Source organism: Cupriavidus sp. FW306-01-F10A (assembly GCF_058782785.1).
Map to the genome: position 1 here is coordinate 131,717 of NZ_JBYSYA010000005.1, position 17,668 is coordinate 149,384.

The following is a 17,668-nucleotide window of genomic DNA, read 5'->3' on the forward strand; positions in this document are numbered from 1 at the left end:
CACTCCCCTTCACCTGGAACCAAGGAGTCTGTCATGAGCAACCGTCTGATCAACTGGCTGGAAATCCCCGTCGTCGACATGAGCCGCGCGGTCGGCTTCTACGAGCAGGTGTTCAATATCCAGTTGCGCCGCGAGACCATGAGCCAGGTCGACATGGCGGTGTTCCCCCACCCCGACCCGGGCGGCGCGCTGGTCGCCGGCGAGGGCTATCGCCCCAGCAACTACTACGGCGCGGTGCCGTACCTGCATGCGCCGGAACTGGATGTGCTGCTGGAGCGCGCCGCGCGCGCCGGCGGCAAGACCGTGTTCGGGCCGCTGCGCCTGCCGGGCGAGATCGGCCGCATCGCCCATATCACCGACAGCGAAGGCAACCGCATCGGGCTGCACGAGCCCGTGGCCGGTTGACCCCGATGGCAAGCCGCCCCCGATGAGCCGCCGCGCCGACCGCCTGTTCCAGATCGTGCAGGTGCTGCGCGGCCGCCGCCTGACCACGGCGGCGCTGCTGGCGCAGCGGCTCGGGGTGTCGGAACGCACCGTCTACCGTGATATCCAGGCGCTGTCGCTGTCAGGCGTGCCGGTCGAGGGCGAGGCCGGCATCGGCTACCGGCTGCGCGCCGACTTCGATGTCCCGCCGCTGATGTTCACCGCCATGGAAGTCGAAGCGCTGGTCGCCGGCCTGCGCCTCCTGAAAGCCTGGGGCGGCGGCGCGCTGGCCGCCGCGGCCGATCCCGCGCTGGAAAAACTGATGGCCGCGCTGCCGCCGCCGCGCCGGCTGGCGGCGCAGCAAAGCCGCGTGTTCGCGCCGGAATACGTCAACCAGGCGCATGTGCGCGAGGCCTTCGACGTGGTGCACGGCGCGCTGGGCGAACAGAAATTGCTGCTGCTCGACTATTGCGACGTGCAGCAGCGCATCACCGAACGCGTGGTGATGCCGCTGGGCCTGTTCTTCTGGGGCAATGCCTGGCTGCTGGCGACGTGGTGCACCACGCGCTCGGACTATCGCAGCTTCCGGCTGGACCGCTGCCGCGCCATCCGCATGCTGGACGACCATTTCCACGAAACGCCCGACCGCTCGCTCAACGGTTTCCTGCGCGCGGTGCGCGCCAGCGGCACCTAGTACTGTTCAGGCGGCCGGGTCGGACAGCAGCATCTCGATATCGGCGCGCAGCTCGTCGGGCTTGGTGGTCGGCGCATAGCGCTTGAACACCGTGCCGTCGCGGCGCAGCAGGAACTTGGTGAAATTCCATTTGATGCCCTGGGTACCGAGCACGCCACGCTTTTCCGTGGTCAGCCACTGGTACAGCGGATGGGCGTCGGCACCGTTCACGTCGATCTTGGCGAACATCGGGAAGCGCACCGCAAAGCGCGTTTCGCAGAACTGGCCGATCTGCTGCGCATCGCCCGGCTCCTGCTTGCCGAACTGGTTGCACGGGAAGCCCAGCACCTCCAGGCCGCGCTCGTGGTATTCGTCGTAGAGCTTCTGCAGGCCCTCGTACTGCGGCGTGAACCCGCATTCGCTGGCGGTGTTGACGACCAGCATCACCTTGCCCTGGAACTGCGACAGCGGTACCGGCTGGCCGGCCAGCGAGTTGGCTTCGAACTGGTAGACATTGCTCATGGCAGACTCCTGGGGCCGGAACTGGCCCTTGCGTGGCCCAAGCATAACGCCATGCGCATCGCCGTGCACGAATCAGATGACATTGAGATGCTCGGTGCCGGCACCCAGGTCGGTGTCCTTGGCGCTCGCGCTGTGCAGCTTGATCATCAGGCGCAGGTCGTTAAGCGAGTCGGCGTTGCGCAGCGCGTCCTCGTAGGTGATCTTGCCTTCCTCGTACAGGTCGAACAGCGCCTGGTCGAACGAGACCATGCCCTGCTCACGCGACTTCTTGATGACTTCCTTGAGCTCGTGGATCTCGCCCTTGAAGATCAGGTCGGCCACCAGCGGCGTGCCGATCATGATCTCCACCGCCGGCACCCGCCCCTTTTTGCCGGCGCGCGGCAGCAGGCGCTGCGAGATCATCGCCTTCAGGTTCAGCGACAGGTCGATCAGCAGCTGCTGGCGTTTTTCCTCGGGGAAGAAGTTGACCACGCGGTCGATCGCCTGGTTGGCATTGTTGGCGTGCAGCGTGGCCAGGCACAGGTGGCCGGTCTCGGCGTACTGCATCGCGTACTCCATGGTCTCGCGGTCGCGGATTTCGCCGATCAGGATCACGTCGGGCGCCTGGCGCAGCGTGTTTTTCAGCGCCACGTGCCAGGACTCGGTATCGATGCCGACCTCGCGCTGCGTGACGATGCAGTTCTGGTGCGCATGCACGTACTCGATCGGATCCTCGATGGTGATGATATGGCCGTACGAATGCGCGTTGCGGTGATCCAGCATTGCCGCCAGCGTGGTCGACTTGCCCGAGCCGGTGGCGCCGGTCACGATCACCAGCCCGCGCTTGGCCATCACCACCTCATGCAGCGTCGCCGGCAGGTCCAGGTCGGCCACCGAGGGAATGCGCGTATTGATGGTGCGCACCACCATGCCGGCCTTGCCCTGCTGGATAAAGGCCGACACGCGGAAGCGCCCGGCCTTGGGCGCGGTGATCGCGAAATTGCATTCGCGGCTGGTGTCGAAGTCCTGCACCTGGCGCTCGTTCATCACCGAGCGCACCAGGCCCAGCGCCTGGGTCGGGTTCAGCGGCTGCTGCGACACCGGCTTGATCTTGCCGTCGACCTTGATCGCCGGCGGGAAGTCAGAGGTGATGAACAGGTCCGAGCCGCGGTTGCTGACCATCAGCTCCAGCAGGTCGTTGATGTACTTGGCGGCGGATTCGCGATCGAGCATGGCGGTGTCCTGCTGGGGAGCGGGCCTCAGCCCATGAACGCGTCGGGGTTCTTGGCGATGGCGCGCGCGTCGTTGTAGCTGATGACGCTGCGCTTGATCAGGTCAGACAGGCACTGGTCCAGCGTCTGCATGCCCAGCCCGCTGCTGGTCTGCATCATCGAGTACATCTGCGCGATCTTGTTCTCGCGGATCAGGTGGCGGATCGCGGGCGTGGCGATCATGATCTCGTGCGCGGCGGTGCGGCCATTGCCGTCGCGCGTCTTCAGCAGCGTCTGCGAGATCACCGCCTCCAGCGATTCCGACAGCATGGTGCGCACCATGTCCTTCTCTTCGGGCGGGAACACATCGACCACGCGGTCGATGGTCTTGGCTGCTGAGCTGGTGTGCAGCGTGCCGAAGACCAGGTGGCCGGTCTCGGCCGCGGTCAGCGCCAGGCGGATGGTTTCCAGGTCGCGCAGCTCACCCACCAGGATCACGTCCGGGTCTTCACGCAGTGCCGAGCGCAACGCGTTGGCAAACGAATGCGTGTGCGGCCCCAGCTCGCGCTGGTTGATCAGGCTCTTCTTGGAGCTGTGCACGAATTCGATCGGGTCCTCCACCGTGAGGATGTGGCCCATGTCGCTTTCGTTGCGATGGTCGACCATCGCCGCCAGCGTGGTGGACTTGCCCGAGCCGGTCGGGCCCGTCACCAGCACCAGCCCGCGCGGCTTCATGCACAGGTCGGCAAACACCGCGGGCGCGCGCAGCTCTTCGAGCGTGAGCACCTTGGAGGGAATGGTACGGAACACCGCGGCGGCGCCGCGCTGGGTGTTATAGGCATTGACCCGGAAGCGGGACAGGCCGGCGATCTCGAACGAGAAATCGATTTCGAGGCGTTCTTCGTAGGCCTTGCGCTGGGTGTCGCTCATGATGTCGTACACCATGGCGTGGACATCCTTGTGCGTCATCGAGGCGATGTTGATCCGGCGCATGTCGCCGTGGATCCGCACCATCGGCGGCATGTCCGCGGAGAGATGAAGATCAGACGCCTTGTTCTTGACAGCGAAAGCCAATAGCTGCGCGATGTCCATCTATAATGACCCCACCCTAGTTATCAGTACTTTGCGTACTTTCTTTTGTATGTTCGCCGGATTATGTCTGTAATTGCCGCCAACTTGCAAGCCGTTCACCAGCGCATCGCGGCGGCCGCACAACAAGCCGGCAGACAGCCCGCGGACATCGCCCTGCTGGCGGTTTCCAAGACCGTTCCCCCCGACCGCATAAGGGCCGCATACGCCGCCGGACAGGTCGCTTTCGGCGAAAACTACGTCCAGGAAGGCGTCGACAAGATCGCCGCGCTGGCCGACCTGCGCCACCGCCTGCAATGGCATTTCATCGGCCCGCTGCAGAGCAACAAGACCCGCCTGGTGGCGGAGCATTTCGACTGGGTGCACGCCGTCGACCGGCTCAGGATCGCCGAGCGGCTGTCGGCCCAGCGCCCGGCCGGCATGGCGGCGCTGCAGGTCTGCATCCAGGTCAATATCAGCGGCGAAGCCAGCAAGAGCGGCGTCGCCCCGGCAGAGGTACCCGCACTGGCACATGCCGTCGCCGCGCTGCCCGGCCTGCGCCTGCGCGGGCTGATGGCCATCCCGGAGCCCGAGCACGACCCCGCCGCGCAGCGCCGCCCATTCGCGGCCATGCGCGCCATGCTGCAGGCGCTGCGCGCCGACGGCCTGGACCTCGACACGCTGTCGATGGGCATGTCGGGCGACATGGAAGCCGCCATCGCCGAGGGCGCCACGCTGGTGCGGATCGGCACCGCCATTTTCGGAGCGCGCCAGTACCCGTAGCCCGGCGCGCCCAGTCCATTCCCTCCAAGCCCCCAACGGATCCCCATGCTCGATACCCTTACCTTTGGCTTTCTCGGCGGCGGCAACATGGCCACCGCACTGATCGGCGGCCTGATCGCCCGCGGCGTGCCGGCCGGCTCGATCCGCGTGGTCGACCCCTTCCCCGAGGCCCAGCAACGCCTGGCGCGCGACCTCGGCGTGCACGCCGCCGGCGCGCCGGACGCCGCCTTCGGCGCCAGCGACGTGCTGGTGCTGGCGGTCAAGCCGCAGCAGTTCCGCGACGCCGCGGCGCAGCTGCTCCCAATCCTGCCGGCCAGCGGCAAGGGCAACCTGGTGATCAGCGTGGCCGCCGGCATCCGGCTGCAGGACATGGAGCGCTGGCTGGACGGGCGCACACGGCTGGTGCGGGCGATGCCGAATACGCCGGCGCTGGCGGGCATGGGCATGACCGGGCTGGCCGCGCCGGCCGGGCTGTCGGCCGAAGACCGCGCGATCGCCAGCGCGGTGGCTGAGGCCGTCGGCAAGTGCGTGTGGGTGGATGGGGATGACCAGATCGATGCGGTCACCGCCATTTCCGGCAGTGGACCGGCCTATGTCTTCTACTTTATCGAGGCGATGGAACGCGCCGCCACCGAGTTGGGCCTGACGGCGGAGCAAGGCCGCGAACTGGCGGTCGAGACCTTCCGTGGCGCTGCTACCCTGGCCGGGCAGTCTTCCGAGCCGGTGTCGACGCTGCGTGAGCGCGTGACGTCCAAGGGCGGCACGACCTACGCGGCGCTGACGGCGATGGAAGCTTCGGGCATTGGTGATGCCTTCGTGCGCGCGATGCATGCTGCCGCGGCGCGGGGCAAGGAGATGGGGGCGGAGTTCGGGAAGGATTGAGGGGCGGGCAGACCACAGGCGCTCTGACCTGGCCGCCGCCCTTTGTGAACGCTCCCCTCCCGCAAGCGGGAGAGGGGGGCAAACCGGCAGCGGACCGTTAGCAATCGCGTAAATCAGCGAATCGCATAAGCCACCGCCGTCCCCGCAAACACACAGGCCCCCAGCCAGTTGTTATGCCGGAACGCCGCGAAACACCGCATCCGGTCCCGATCGCGAATCAGCGTGTAGTGATACCCGGCGCAACCGGCAGCCGCCGCCAGCCCCACCCAGTAAGGCCACCCCAGCCCCAGCAGCACCCCCGCCCACGCCATCAGCGCCAGGAACGCGGCATAGCAGAGCATGATCGCCGCCACGTCGAAGCGGCCAAAGGTAATGGCCGAAGTCTTCATGCCGATCAGGAGGTCGTCGTCACGATCGACCATCGCATAAGCCGTGTCATACGCCACCGCCCAGAACACATTGGCCAGCAGCATCAGCCACGCCACCGGCGGCACCTGGTCCTGGATCGCGGCAAACGCCATCGGGATACCAAAGCCAAACGCAATGCCGAGATAAGCCTGCGGAATCGCAAAGAAGCGCTTGAAGAACGGGTAAGTGCCCGCCACCACCGCCGCCACCACTGCCAGCCATTTGGTCAGCGCATTGAGCGGCAACACCAGCGCAAAAGCCACCAGCGCCAGCACGGCGGCGACGGCCAGCGCTTCCCACGCGGCGATCTTGCCCGCGGTCAGCGGCCGCTCCCTGGTGCGCTTGACGTGCTTGTCGAAGTCGCGGTCGGCCCAGTCGTTGATGGCGCAGCCAGCCGAGCGCATCAGGAAGGTGCCCGCCACGAAGATCCAGAACAGCCCCCACGCCGGCGGCCCGCCCGCGGCCATCCACATGGCCCACAGCGTCGGCCACAGCAGCAGCAGCGTGCCGATCGGCTTGTCGATGCGCACCAGGCGCGCGTAGAGGGAAAGGCGTTCAAGCATGGGCGTGGGGGGCAACGGCGAGAGGGTCTGCACTGCGCGGATCCGGGAAGGAGGATTCAATGAAAACGCGCCGCAGCCCGGACGGTTGCGACGCGCAGTGCCGGCCGCCACTGAAGGGCAGCCGGAGGTGGCCAGCTGGCCTCAGGCCAGCATCGCGCGCAGCATCCACGCGGTCTTTTCATGCGTCTGCATGCGCTGGGTCAGCAGGTCGGCCGACGGTTCGTCGCCGGCGGCGTCGATCACCGGGAACAGCGAGCGCGCGGTGCGCACCACGGCTTCCTGGCCTTCGACCAGCTTGCGGATCATTTCGGTGGCCTCGGGCACGCCCTCTTCCTCCGCGATCGACGACAGGCGGGCGTACTCCTTGTAGGTGCCCGGTGCCGGGTAGCCCAGTGCGCGGATACGCTCGGCGATCGAGTCCACGGCGAGCGCCAGTTCGGTGTACTGGGTCTCGAACATCAGATGCAGCGTATTGAACATGGGACCCGTCACGTTCCAGTGGAAATTATGGGTCTTGAGGTAGAGGGTGTAGGTGTCCGCCAGCAGCTTGGACAGGCCTTCCGCGATCTTCTTGCGGTCCTTGTCGGAAATACCGATATTCACGCTCATCTCATTCTTCTTTGCCATGGTAAATACGCTCCGTTCTGGTAAAGCCACGAGGGGCGCCGCCGGGCTTGCCATGTTTTGGGGCTGGGCGGCGCAGTACCCGCATTATTGCACTAGCCGGCAATCCCGGCCAAACCCCGGGCCACCTCGCTGAACATCACGGCTGCGCCGAGCACGATGACGGCGGCGCCGATTTCCTTGCGCCACAGCTTGTGGCGCAGCCGCGCGGCATCGGCGCGCCCGGGCTGGTCGTGCCCGTCATGCCACAGCTGCCGCCACTCTTCGATAAACAACCGGATCATCGCCATCATCGTTCTCCGCGACGCGGCATCCCGCCACGGGCGCCGCGCCAGGCTGCCGCTTACTTCAGGTTGAGCGCGCGCTTCACGCCCTCGCCGTAGGCCGGGTCGGCCTTGGCGAAGTGCTCCAGCTGCACGCGCACGATCGCCTCAGGCACGCCCTGCATCGCTGCCGCGATATTGGCGAACAGGCGCTGGCGCTGGCCTTCGTCGAACAGGCGGAACAGCGCGCCGGGCTGGCTGTAGTAGTCCGGGTCGACGCGGTGGTCCCAGTGGTCGGCGGCGCCATCCAGTGCCAGCGGCGGCTCGATCGCGCGCTCGCTGGCGGCGTAGGCGCCTTCGCGGTTGGGCTCGTAGTTGAGCTTGCCGCCCTGGTTGCCGTCCACGCGCATCGCGCCGTCACGGTGGAAGCTGTTGTGGAACGGGCATCTCGGCGCATTCACCGGGATCTGGTTGTGGTTGATCCCCAGGCGGTAGCGCTGCGTGTCCCCGTACGAGAACAGCCGCCCCTGCAGCATCTTGTCGGGCGAGAAGCCGATGCCCGGCACGATATTGGCCGGATTCATCGCCACCTGCTCGACCTCGGCAAAGTAGTTGTCCGGGTTGCGGTTGAGCTCGAGCACGCCCACGTCGATCAGCGGGTAGTCCTTGTGCGGCCAGACCTTGGTCAGGTCGAACGGATTGATGTGGTACCTGGCCGCATCGGCCTCCGGCATGACCTGCACGCGCAGGTTCCAGCGCGGGAAATTGCCTTGCTCGATGTTCTCGAACAGGTCGCGCTGCGCGCTTTCGCGGTCCGTTGCCACGACCTTGGCCGCTTCTTCATTGGTCCAGTTGGCGATGCCCTGCTGCGACTTGAAGTGGAACTTGACCCAGAAGCGCTCGTTGTTCGCGTTGATGAACGAGTACGTGTGCGAGCCGAAGCCGTGGATCTGGCGGTAGTTCTGCGGCAGGCCGCGGTCGCTCATCAGGATGGTGACCTGGTGCAGCGATTCCGGATGGCGCGACCAGAAGTCCCACACCGCGATCGGGTCGCGCAGGTTGGTGCGCGGATTGCGTTTCTGCGTGTGGATAAAGTCCGGGAACTTGAGCGGGTCGCGCACGAAGAACACCGGGGTGTTGTTGCCGACCACGTCCCAGTTGCCTTCATCGGTGTAGAACTTGATCGAGAAGCCGCGCACGTCGCGCTCGGCATCGGCCGCGCCGCGTTCGCCGGCCACGGTCGAGAAGCGGATGAACAGCGGCGTTTCCTTGCCGACCTGGGCAAAGACCGAAGCCTTGGTGTACCTGGTGATGTCGTGGGTGATCTTGAGCGTGCCATAGGCGCCCGAACCCTTGGCATGCACGCGCCGCTCGGGGATGACCTCGCGGTCGAAGTGGGCCAGCTTTTCGAGGAACCAGACATCCTGCAGCAGCATCGGGCCGCGCGGACCGGCCGTCTGCGAGTTCTGGTTGTCGGCGACGGGTGCGCCGGCGGCAGTGGTAAGGGTGTCCTTCTTGCTCATCTTTTCCTCTTTGTGGGTGGGCTGAAAGGGAACGCCGCATCAGAGCGCGGCGGCATAGCAGGCAAGGCAATCGAGCAGGCAGCGCCCCATGCGGAGGGGAAACGGGCGCCCGTTGATTGTTGCTGGAGAGAACTGGGCGCTGGTGCTCATCATTGGTTCCTGTCTCAGGTCGATGCCATCTGCATCGACAGGAGTCAGCCTACCAACGATCTATCGAATTGAGAATTCAATTATTTATACCTATGTATTAGGTCAAATCTATCTGGGATTCCTGCAACTTATCGCAGCGGAAGGTGACCGCCCGAAGACAGGTCCGTGAAATACCCCGTTGCGGGGCCGGAAATGACAACGGCCGCAGCGGAATCTCCGGTGCGGCCGAGGGAAATGCCTGTACTGCGGGGGCAGGAAGATCAGGCCGCTTCGGCCAGCTCCTTGGCGTCCAGCTTGCGCACGCCGGCCAGCTCGCACGCGGCCACGGCGTTGGCCAGCGCTTCCATCGCCGGCAGCCGGGTGAAGCTCTTGCGCCAGGCCAGCACCACGCGCCGGTCGGGCACCGGATCGGCAAACGGCACATAGGACAGCATGTCGCCCTTGGCCTTCAGGTCGGGCACCGAGGTGCGCGGCAGCACGGTGATGCCGACCCCGCTGGCCACCATATGGCGGATGGTTTCCAGCGATGAGCCCTCGAAGGTCTTCTGGATGCCGTCGGCCGCCTGCGAGAAGCGCGACAGTTCCGGGCACACGCCCAGCACATGGTCGCGGAAGCAGTGGCCGCTGCCCAGCAGCAGCATGGTCTGCTGCTTCAGTTCATCGGGGTCGATGGAGCGCGCTTGCGCCAGCTGATGGCCGCGCGGCACGGCGACGACAAAGGGCTCGTCATAGAGCGGGCGCACCGTCAGGCCCGAATCCGCGAACGGCTCGGCCATCACCGCGCAGTCGATCTCACCCTGCTTGAGCAGCTCGATCAGCTTGTGGGTGTAGTTCTCCTGCAGCATCAGCGGCATCTGCGGCACGGTCTCGATCATCTGCTTGACCAGCGACGGCAGCAGGTACGGACCGATGGTGTAGATCACGCCCACCCGCAACGGACCCGCAAGCGGGTCCTTGCCCTGCTTGGCGATCTCGCGGATGGCCATGGTCTGTTCGAGCACGCGCTGGGCCTGCGCCACGATCTGCTCGCCGACCGACGTCACCGACACCTCGGAGGTGCCGCGCTCGAAAATCTGCACGTTGAGTTCGTCTTCCAGCTTCTTGATCGCGACCGACAGCGTCGGCTGCGACACAAAGCAGGCTTCGGCGGCCCGGCCGAAATGGCGCTCGCGCGCGACGGCGACGATGTACTTGAGTTCGGTGAGCGTCATGACTTATCAGTTTCCGGTAGGCGATAGATTTTACCTTCGATTGCCGCTTCTGTCAGAGCGCCAGCCCGAATTGTCCGCAGCGAACCGGCAGGTGCGCTGGATGGCGCACATCCGTCGAAAAACCAGCCCGCACTCAAGCCTTGAGGTAGTGCTCGCGCCCGCCCAGCCAGCGCGAAAGGTGCGCTTCCACCGCTTCCGGGTAGCGCGCCAGCATCAGTTCGGCCGCCTCCTGCGCGTATTCCACCAGCCACGCGTCGGTCTGCAGGTCGGCAAAGCGCAACATCGCTTCGCCGGACTGGCGCGCGCCCAGGAACTCGCCCGGGCCGCGGATTTCCAGGTCGCGCCGGGCGATCTCGAAGCCGTCGGTGGTCTCGCGCATGGTCGCCAGGCGCTCGCGCGCGGTCGGCGACAGCGGCGCCTGGTACATCAGCAGGCAGACCGATTCGGCGCTGCCCCGCCCCACCCGCCCGCGCAGCTGGTGCAGCTGCGCCAGGCCGAAGCGCTCGGCATGCTCGATCACCATCAGCGAGGCATTGGGCACGTCCACGCCCACCTCGATCACGGTGGTGGCCACCAGCACCTGCATGCGGTTGGCGCTGAAGTCGTCCATCACCGCGGCCTTCTCGGCCGGCGGCAGGCGCCCGTGCACCAGGCCCACACGCAGGTCGGGCAGCGCGGCCACCAGCGTTTCATAGGTCTCGACCGCGGTCTGCAGCTGCAGCGCCTCGCTTTCCTCGATCAGCGGACAGACCCAGTAGACCTGGCGCCCCTCGGCGGCGGCATGGTGCACGCGCGCGATCACCTCGTCGCGGCGCGCATCGTTGACCAGGCGCGTGACGATGGGGGTGCGCCCGGGCGGCAGCTCGTCGATCACCGAGACATCGAGGTCGGCGTAATACGTCATGGCCAGCGTGCGCGGGATCGGCGTGGCCGACATCATCAGTTGGTGCGGCACGGTCTCGGCCGCGGTTGCCGGTGAATCGGGGGCGTCGGCGGCACCGGCCTTGCCGCGCAGCGCCAGCCGCTGCGCCACGCCGAAGCGGTGCTGCTCGTCGACCACCGACAGCCCCAGCCTGGCAAAGCGCACGGTGTCCTGGATCAGCGCGTGGGTGCCGATCACCAGCTGCGCCTCGCCCGATTCCACGCGCGCCACGGCCTCGCGCTTGTCGCGCGCCTTCTGGCTGCCGGCCAGCCACGCCACCGGCACGCCCAGCGGCTCCAGCCATGCGGACAGCTTGCGGTAGTGCTGCTCGGCCAGGATTTCGGTGGGCGCCATCAGCGCGGCCTGGTAGCCGGCATCGATCGCCTGGCAGGCTGCCAGCGCGGCGACGATGGTCTTGCCGCTGCCCACGTCGCCCTGCAGCAGCCGGTGCATCGGGTGCGGGCGCGTCATGTCGGCGGCGATTTCTTCGACCACGCGCTGCTGCGCCCCGGTCAGCCGGAACGGCAACGCGGCCAGGAAGCGCGTCAGCAGGCCGCCCTCGCGGCGCGGCATGGTCGGCGCGGTCTTTTCGCGGCGCGCCGCGTGCGCGCGCCGCAGCGAGATCTGCTGCGCCAGCAGCTCATCGAACTTGATGCGCTGCCAGGCCGGATGCGAGCGGTCGGCCAGCGCGGCCTCGCTCTCCTGCGGCGGCGGCGCGTGCAGCAACCGCAGGCAGTCAGCCAGCGGGCGCAGGTGCAGGCGTGCCAGCGGCCCCTCCAGCACAGCCCGCGGCAGCGTCTCGGGCATGGGCGTGCGCGACAGCGTGCCGCCGATGGCCTTGCGCAGATAGGCCTGCGGGATGCCGGCGGTGGACGGATACACCGGCGTCAGGCGGTCAGGCAGCGCTTCGCCGGGCACCACCGGACGCACCGTGGGGTGGACCATCTCGGCGCCGAAGAAGCCGCCGCGCACCTCGCCGCGCACGCGCAGGCGCACGCCTTCGGCCATCTGCTTGGTCTGGCTGCCGTAGAAGTTCAGGAAGCGCAGCGTCAGCTCGCCGCTGTCGTCGGCGATCTTGACCACCAGCTGGCGGCGCGGCCGGAACGTGACTTCGTTGGAGATGACCTCGCCCTCCACCTGCGCCGGCAGCCCGAGCCCGGCGCGGTGGATGGCCTCGGCGATCGGCGCCAGCGTGGTCTCGTCCTCATAGCGCATCGGCAGGTGCAGCACCAGGTCGACGGGACGGCGCAGGCCGAGCTTGGCCAGGCGCGCGGCCGCGGAGGACGTGCCGGAGGCGGCGGCCTTGCCCCTGGCTTCGCCGGCCTTGCCGCGCGCGGGCGCCGCCGTTTCCTTGGCGGCGTCGGCGGGGTCGTGGATCGGTTCAGCGGCGGTTCCGGGCATCGGCGAAAAAGTTGGCAGCGGTCGCTCTCGTGCTGCGGGGTTGGCTGGCGCGGCGCCGGCGAATAGCCGGTATCACGCCCGGCCCGGCGGCAAGCGCGCCCGTGGCCTTACAATATCGGATTCGCCGATTGTACCCATGCCGGCTGCCACCACGGGCAGCGGAGTGCCGTTTTGTGCCCCGCTCCGGCCTGCATGGGATCGCGCAGCCCGCCGCTCCCACGATGTTGACGCTTTCCGATTTCGATTTCCCGCTGCCGCCAGAACTGATTGCCCAGAGCGCGCTGCCCGACCGCAGCGCGAGCCGGCTGCTGGTGGTCGAACGGCTGGCCCCGGCCGACACCGCCGACGCGGTGCGCATGGTCGACCGCGCCTTCAGCGAGATCATCGACTACCTGCGTCCCGACGACCTGCTGGTCTTCAACGACACCCGCGTGATCAAGGCGCGCTTCTTCGGCCACAAGCCCAGCGGCGGCAAGATCGAGGTGCTGGTCGAGCGCGTGGTCGACAGCCACACCGTGCTGGCCCAGGTGCGCGCCTCCAAGACCCCGGCCGAGGGCAGCACGCTGCACCTGGCCGACGATGCCTTCGCCGTCACCGTTGGCCCGCGCGTGGACCAGTTCTTCACGCTGCGCTTCCCCGAGCCGGCGCTGGACCTGATCGAGCGCTACGGCCGCCTGCCGCTGCCGCCGTATATCACGCACGACCCGGACGCCTATGACGAGACCCGCTACCAGACCGTCTACGCGCGCAGCCCCGGCGCGGTGGCCGCGCCCACCGCGGGCCTGCATTTCGACGATGCGCTGTTCGCGCGGCTCGATGCCGCCGGCGTGCGGCGCGCCTTCCTGACGCTGCACGTGGGCGCCGGCACCTTCCAGCCGGTGCGCACCGAGAACCTGGCCGAGCACAAGATGCACTCGGAGTGGTATGCCGTCTCCGCAGACCTGGCCCAGGCCGTGCGCGACACCCGCGCGCGCGGCGGCCGCGTGATCGCGGTCGGCACCACCTCGCTGCGCGCGCTGGAATCGGCCGCGCAGGCCGACGGCACGCTCGCCGCCGGCAGTGGCGACACCGATATCTTCATCACGCCCGGCTACCATTTCCGGCTGGTCGATGCCCTGATCACCAACTTCCACCTGCCCAAGTCGACGCTGCTGATGCTGGTGTCGGCACTGGCCGGCGTGGAAGCCATCCGCGCCGCCTACCGCCATGCGGTCGAGCAGCGCTACCGTTTCTTCAGCTACGGCGACGCCATGCTGCTGACCCGCCAGCCCGGCGCCTGAATCCAGAATCACAAGCCATGCTCAACTTCGAACTCATCACCACCGACGGCAACGCCCGCCGCGGCCGCGTCACGCTGAACCACGGTGTGGTCGAGACGCCGATCTTCATGCCGGTCGGCACCTACGGCTCGGTCAAGGCGATGTCGCCGCTGGAACTGAACGAGATTGGCGCGCACATCATCCTGGGCAATACCTTCCACCTGTGGCTGCGCCCCGGGCTGGACGTGGTCAATGCCCACGAGGGCCTGCACAAGTTTATCGGCTGGGACAAGCCGATCCTGACCGATTCCGGTGGCTTCCAGGTGTTTTCGCTCGGCGATCTGCGCAAGATCACCGAAGATGGCGTCACGTTCGCATCTCCGGTCAATGGCGACAAGCTTTTCCTGTCGCCCGAGATCTCGATGCAGATCCAGCGCACGCTGAACTCCGACATCGTGATGCAGTTCGATGAGTGCACGCCGTACGAGATCGACGGCCGCGCCGCCACGCACGAGGAAGCGGCCAAGTCGATGCGCATGAGCCTGCGCTGGGCCAAGCGCTCGCGCGACGAGTTCGAGCGCCTGGCCAACCCCAACGCGCTGTTCGGCATCGTCCAGGGCGGCATGTACGAAGACCTGCGCGACGAATCGCTGGCGGGCCTGTCCGAGCTGGACTTCCACGGCTTTGCCATCGGCGGGCTGTCGGTGGGCGAGCCCAAGGAAGACATGATGCGCGTGCTCGAGCACGTGGCGCCGCGCCTGCCGGCCGACAAGCCGCACTACCTGATGGGCGTGGGCACGCCCGAGGACCTGGTCGCCGGCGTCGCCGCCGGGGTGGACATGTTCGACTGCGTGATGCCCACCCGCAACGCACGCAACGGCTGGCTCTTCACCCGCTTCGGCGACGTCAAGATCAAGAACGCGGCGCACCGCAACGATCCGCGTCCGCTCGATGAAAGCTGCGCCTGCTACACCTGCCGCAACTTCTCGCGCGCCTACCTGCACCACCTGCACCGCGTGGGCGAGATCCTGGGCGCGCGCCTCAATACCATCCATAACCTGCACTACTACCTGCAGCTGATGCGCGAGATGCGCGAAGCCATCGAGCATCACCGCTTTGCCGACTTCCGCCGCCAGTTCGCCGCCGACCGCGCCCGCGGCACGCAGTGACAACGCCGGCTGGCGCGAACTTTTGCGCTGCCGGCGGTCGAATAGCCGGGTCATCCGGGGGCGAGCCGCGATCCGGAGCGCCCGGCCTTGCCGACCCCTGCCGCAAGTTGTCCCGGGCGCACCCGAACAAACCCGTATTCCGCCCTAGAATGCCAAGGGTGGGCGGAATGCGAATGGTAGAATGATCGATTATTTGACTAATTTTGTGACGGAGAATCAACGTGCTGATTTCTAACGCATTTGCCCAGACCACCGGTACCGGCGGCGCGGCTGGCGGCCTGATGAGCTTCCTGCCCATCATCCTGATGTTTGGCGTGCTGTGGTTCATCATGATCCGCCCGCAGATGAAGCGTCAGAAGGAAGCCAAGGCAATGCTCGAAGCGCTGGCCAAGAACGACGAAGTCGTGACCGCCGGCGGCATCCTGGGCAAGGTGACCAAGGTCACCGACCAGTACGTCAGCCTGGAAATCGCCGAAGGCACGGAAATCACCGTGCAGAAGAACGCCGTGACGACGGTGCTGCCGAAGGGCTCGCTGAAGGCGCTCTGATCCACCGATCGCGCGCGCGACTCCCGCCTTTGTCTTTTCCGGCATGCCCGTTCGCGCATGCCCCGGCAGCCGCCTGATCCAGCCCGACGAAGCCCCCGTGGCTTCGATCCGTGGTTGCCAGGCGGCTGTTTGCCAAACCGGTTCGGCCCCGCCGACGTGGTGCGCCACGCCAGCGCCGGCCCCGCCAACCGCTGAATGACTGGCCAGAGATGAATCGTTATCCGCTTTGGAAATACCTCGTGATCCTGGTGGCCCTGGCCATCGGCATCATCTATACCTTGCCGAATTTCTTCGGCGAGGCGCCTGCGGTGCAGGTGTCCTCGGGCAAGGCCACGGTCAAGGTTGACCTGTCGATGCAGAAGCAGGTCGAAGAGATCCTGGCACAGAACCAGCTGCAGCCCGACGGCGTCTTCTTTGATATTTCCGGCCAGTCCGGCTCGGTCAAGGCGCGCTTCCGCACCACCGACGAGCAGCTCAAGGCCAAGGACATCCTGTCGCGCACGCTCAACCCCGACGCGGCCGACCCCACCTATGTGGTCGCGCTGAACCTGCTGTCGGGCTCGCCGCGCTGGCTGACCGCCATGCACGCGCTGCCGATGTACCTGGGCCTGGACCTGCGCGGCGGCGTGCACTTCCTGCTGCAGGTCGACATGAAGGGCGCGGTCGACAAGAAGCTCGACAGCCTGGGCGGCGACGCGCGCACCCTGCTGCGCGACAAGAGCATCCGCCACGGCGGCATCGACCGCGACGGCGAGCGCCTGACGGTGCGCTTCAACAACGCCGACGACGCCAACCGCGCGCGTCCGCTGCTGGCCGACAACCTGCGCGAAGTCGCCTTCGCCATGGACGGCAACAATATCGTCGGCACCTTCACCGAAGCCGCCCGCAAGGCCGTGCAGGATGCCGCGGTCAAGCAGAACATCACCACGCTGCACAACCGCGTCAACGAGCTTGGCGTGGCCGAGCCGGTGATCCAGCAGCAAGGCGCCGACCGCATCGTGGTGCAGCTGCCCGGCGTGCAGGACACCGCCAAGGCCAAGGACATCATCGGCCGCACCGCCACGCTGGAAGCCCGCCTGGTCGACAACGACGCGCCGCGCAGCCCGCGCCCGGGCGACCCGATCCCGTTCGGCAGCGAGCTCTTCACGCAAGGCAACGGCGCCCCGGTGGTGCTGAAGAAGCAGGTCATCTTCACCGGCGACCGCATTGAAAGCGCCTCGGCCGGCTTCGACCAGAACCAGCAGCCTTCGGTCAACATCAAGCTCGACGCCCAGGGCGGCCGCGTGCTGCGCGACGTCTCGCGCGAGAACCTGAAGAAGCCGATGGCGATCGTGCTGTTCGAAAAGGGCAAGGGCGAAGTGCTGACGGTGGCGACGATCCAGTCCGAATTGGGCTCCAGCTTCCAGATCACTGGCTCCTACTCCACCGAAGCCGCCAACGACCTGGCGCTGCTGCTGCGCGCCGGCTCGCTGGCCGCGCCGATGGAAATCATCGAAGAGCGCACCATCGGCCCGTCGCTGGGCGCGGACAACATCCAGAAGGGTTTTGACTCGGTCGCTTACGGCTTTGCCGCCATCGGCGTGTTCATGATCCTGTACTACATGCTGTTCGGCGTGTTCTCGGTGGTGGCGCTGGGCGTGAACCTGCTGCTGCTGGTGGCGGTGCTGTCGATGCTGCAGGCCACGCTGACGCTGCCGGGCATTGCCGCCATCGCGCTGGTGCTGGGCATGGCCATCGACGCCAACGTGCTGATCAACGAGCGCATCCGCGAGGAACTGCGCGCGGGCGCGTCGCCGCAGATGGCGATCGCGGTCGGCTTCGACCGCGCCTGGGCCACCATCCTGGACTCCAACGTGACCACGCTGATCGCCGGCCTGGCACTGCTGGCCTTTGGTTCGGGCCCGGTGCGCGGCTTTGCCGTGGTGCACTGCCTGGGCATCCTGACCTCGATGTTCTCGGCGGTGTTCTTCAACCGCGGCCTGGTCAACCTCTGGTACGGCCGCAAGAAGAAGCTGCAGAGCGTGGCCATCGGCCAGATCTGGAAGCCGGGCAACACCACCGACACGCCGGTCGCCAAGTAAGGCGA

17 protein-coding genes are annotated in these 17,668 nt (G+C 67.0%); 8 read left to right on the forward strand and 9 right to left on the reverse strand.

Annotation, left to right across the window (positions count from 1 at the left end; translation table 11 throughout):
* Positions 1 to 33 precede the first annotated feature (33 nt).
* Together AC3WLF_RS09615 and AC3WLF_RS09620 are read left to right on the forward strand one after the other, a co-directional pair.
* The gene (locus AC3WLF_RS09615; RefSeq protein WP_492319623.1) at positions 34 to 405 is read left to right on the forward strand and encodes a VOC family protein; all 372 of its coding nucleotides are present in this window, start codon (positions 34 to 36) and stop codon (positions 403 to 405) included.
* 22 nt (positions 406 to 427) lie between these two features.
* The gene (locus AC3WLF_RS09620; protein WP_010815047.1) at positions 428 to 1,117 is read left to right on the forward strand and encodes a helix-turn-helix transcriptional regulator; all 690 of its coding nucleotides are present in this window, start codon (positions 428 to 430) and stop codon (positions 1,115 to 1,117) included.
* Between the two features lie 6 nt (positions 1,118 to 1,123).
* Here AC3WLF_RS09620 and AC3WLF_RS09625 read toward each other — a convergent pair whose 3' ends face one another.
* The 3 genes from AC3WLF_RS09625 to AC3WLF_RS09635 form a co-directional block, all read right to left on the reverse strand.
* Positions 1,124 to 1,618 (reverse strand): glutathione peroxidase, encoded by a 495-nt coding sequence (locus AC3WLF_RS09625; protein WP_010815048.1) that lies wholly within the window; start codon positions 1,616 to 1,618, stop codon positions 1,124 to 1,126.
* A 72-nt stretch (positions 1,619 to 1,690) separates the two neighbouring features.
* The gene (locus AC3WLF_RS09630) at positions 1,691 to 2,830 is read right to left on the reverse strand and encodes a PilT/PilU family type 4a pilus ATPase (protein ID WP_010815049.1); all 1,140 of its coding nucleotides are present in this window, start codon (positions 2,828 to 2,830) and stop codon (positions 1,691 to 1,693) included.
* 26 nt (positions 2,831 to 2,856) lie between these two features.
* A complete protein-coding gene (locus AC3WLF_RS09635) occupies positions 2,857 to 3,900 on the reverse strand; it encodes a type IV pilus twitching motility protein PilT (protein ID WP_010815050.1) in 1,044 nt (347 codons plus the stop codon).
* A 63-nt stretch (positions 3,901 to 3,963) separates the two neighbouring features.
* Here AC3WLF_RS09635 and AC3WLF_RS09640 point away from each other — a divergent pair, with 63 nt between their 5' ends.
* Both AC3WLF_RS09640 and proC read left to right on the forward strand, forming a co-directional pair.
* Positions 3,964 to 4,659, forward strand: coding sequence for a YggS family pyridoxal phosphate-dependent enzyme (locus AC3WLF_RS09640; protein ID WP_492358124.1), 696 nt, complete (start codon positions 3,964 to 3,966; stop codon positions 4,657 to 4,659).
* A gap of 45 nt (positions 4,660 to 4,704) precedes the next feature.
* Positions 4,705 to 5,541, forward strand: coding sequence for a pyrroline-5-carboxylate reductase (gene proC, locus AC3WLF_RS09645; RefSeq protein ID WP_492319621.1), 837 nt, complete (start codon positions 4,705 to 4,707; stop codon positions 5,539 to 5,541).
* Positions 5,542 to 5,654: 113 nt separating this feature from the next.
* Here the strand turns inward: proC and ubiA are convergent, their stop codons facing one another.
* From ubiA to recG, 6 genes are all read right to left on the reverse strand, one after another.
* On the reverse strand, positions 5,655 to 6,512 hold the full coding sequence (ubiA, locus tag AC3WLF_RS09650) for a 4-hydroxybenzoate octaprenyltransferase (RefSeq protein WP_010815053.1): 858 nt from the start codon (positions 6,510 to 6,512) through the stop codon (positions 5,655 to 5,657).
* Between the two features lie 141 nt (positions 6,513 to 6,653).
* Entirely contained in the window at positions 6,654 to 7,139 is a 486-nt protein-coding gene (locus AC3WLF_RS09655; RefSeq protein WP_010815054.1) for a Dps family protein, read from the reverse strand.
* Positions 7,140 to 7,231: 92 nt separating this feature from the next.
* Positions 7,232 to 7,429: a hypothetical protein gene (locus AC3WLF_RS09660; protein ID WP_492319620.1), complete on the reverse strand. Its 198-nt coding sequence runs from the start codon at positions 7,427 to 7,429 to the stop codon at positions 7,232 to 7,234.
* Positions 7,430 to 7,479: 50 nt separating this feature from the next.
* Positions 7,480 to 8,922 (reverse strand): catalase, encoded by a 1,443-nt coding sequence (locus AC3WLF_RS09665; RefSeq protein ID WP_492319619.1) that lies wholly within the window; start codon positions 8,920 to 8,922, stop codon positions 7,480 to 7,482.
* 410 nt (positions 8,923 to 9,332) lie between these two features.
* A complete protein-coding gene (locus tag AC3WLF_RS09670; RefSeq protein ID WP_010815057.1) occupies positions 9,333 to 10,283 on the reverse strand; it encodes a LysR substrate-binding domain-containing protein in 951 nt (316 codons plus the stop codon).
* 133 nt (positions 10,284 to 10,416) lie between these two features.
* Positions 10,417 to 12,606, reverse strand: a complete 2,190-nt coding sequence (gene recG / locus AC3WLF_RS09675; protein ID WP_492358125.1) for an ATP-dependent DNA helicase RecG — start codon at positions 12,604 to 12,606, stop codon at positions 10,417 to 10,419.
* Between the two features lie 221 nt (positions 12,607 to 12,827).
* Here recG and queA point away from each other — a divergent pair, with 221 nt between their 5' ends.
* The 4 genes from queA to secD all read left to right on the forward strand — a co-directional run bounded on the left by queA (position 12,828) and on the right by secD (position 17,663).
* Complete coding sequence (queA, locus tag AC3WLF_RS09680) at positions 12,828 to 13,886, forward strand: tRNA preQ1(34) S-adenosylmethionine ribosyltransferase-isomerase QueA (protein ID WP_492319617.1); 1,059 nt, start codon at positions 12,828 to 12,830, stop codon at positions 13,884 to 13,886.
* A 17-nt stretch (positions 13,887 to 13,903) separates the two neighbouring features.
* Positions 13,904 to 15,034 carry a tRNA guanosine(34) transglycosylase Tgt gene (gene tgt / locus AC3WLF_RS09685; RefSeq protein WP_492319616.1) on the forward strand — a complete coding sequence of 377 codons (1,131 nt, stop codon included), beginning with the start codon at positions 13,904 to 13,906 and terminating at the stop codon, positions 15,032 to 15,034.
* 221 nt (positions 15,035 to 15,255) lie between these two features.
* On the forward strand, positions 15,256 to 15,582 hold the full coding sequence (gene yajC, locus AC3WLF_RS09690) for a preprotein translocase subunit YajC (protein WP_010815061.1): 327 nt from the start codon (positions 15,256 to 15,258) through the stop codon (positions 15,580 to 15,582).
* 209 nt (positions 15,583 to 15,791) lie between these two features.
* The gene (secD, locus tag AC3WLF_RS09695) at positions 15,792 to 17,663 is read left to right on the forward strand and encodes a protein translocase subunit SecD (protein WP_492319615.1); all 1,872 of its coding nucleotides are present in this window, start codon (positions 15,792 to 15,794) and stop codon (positions 17,661 to 17,663) included.
* Positions 17,664 to 17,668: the final 5 nt, after the last annotated feature.

Excerpts from the sequence above, each read along its gene's own strand:
- AC3WLF_RS09635 (WP_010815050.1), bottom strand. The coding sequence starts at position 3,900 with ATGGACATCGCGCAGCTATTGGCTTTCGCTGTCAAGAACAAGGCGTCT.
- ubiA (WP_010815053.1), bottom strand. The coding sequence starts at position 6,512 with ATGCTTGAACGCCTTTCCCTCTACGCGCGCCTGGTGCGCATCGACAAG.
- secD (WP_492319615.1), top strand. The coding sequence starts at position 15,792 with ATGAATCGTTATCCGCTTTGGAAATACCTCGTGATCCTGGTGGCCCTG.
- AC3WLF_RS09640 (WP_492358124.1), top strand. The coding sequence starts at position 3,964 with ATGTCTGTAATTGCCGCCAACTTGCAAGCCGTTCACCAGCGCATCGCG.
- recG (WP_492358125.1), bottom strand. The coding sequence starts at position 12,606 with ATGCCCGGAACCGCCGCTGAACCGATCCACGACCCCGCCGACGCCGCC.
- AC3WLF_RS09615 (WP_492319623.1), top strand. The coding sequence starts at position 34 with ATGAGCAACCGTCTGATCAACTGGCTGGAAATCCCCGTCGTCGACATG.
- proC (WP_492319621.1), top strand. The coding sequence starts at position 4,705 with ATGCTCGATACCCTTACCTTTGGCTTTCTCGGCGGCGGCAACATGGCC.
- AC3WLF_RS09660 (WP_492319620.1), bottom strand. The coding sequence starts at position 7,429 with ATGATGGCGATGATCCGGTTGTTTATCGAAGAGTGGCGGCAGCTGTGG.
- AC3WLF_RS09670 (WP_010815057.1), bottom strand. The coding sequence starts at position 10,283 with ATGACGCTCACCGAACTCAAGTACATCGTCGCCGTCGCGCGCGAGCGC.
- AC3WLF_RS09665 (WP_492319619.1), bottom strand. The coding sequence starts at position 8,922 with ATGAGCAAGAAGGACACCCTTACCACTGCCGCCGGCGCACCCGTCGCC.
- AC3WLF_RS09630 (WP_010815049.1), bottom strand. The coding sequence starts at position 2,830 with ATGCTCGATCGCGAATCCGCCGCCAAGTACATCAACGACCTGCTGGAG.
- AC3WLF_RS09620 (WP_010815047.1), top strand. The coding sequence starts at position 428 with ATGAGCCGCCGCGCCGACCGCCTGTTCCAGATCGTGCAGGTGCTGCGC.
- AC3WLF_RS09655 (WP_010815054.1), bottom strand. The coding sequence starts at position 7,139 with ATGGCAAAGAAGAATGAGATGAGCGTGAATATCGGTATTTCCGACAAG.
- queA (WP_492319617.1), top strand. The coding sequence starts at position 12,828 with ATGTTGACGCTTTCCGATTTCGATTTCCCGCTGCCGCCAGAACTGATT.
- tgt (WP_492319616.1), top strand. The coding sequence starts at position 13,904 with ATGCTCAACTTCGAACTCATCACCACCGACGGCAACGCCCGCCGCGGC.
- AC3WLF_RS09625 (WP_010815048.1), bottom strand. The coding sequence starts at position 1,618 with ATGAGCAATGTCTACCAGTTCGAAGCCAACTCGCTGGCCGGCCAGCCG.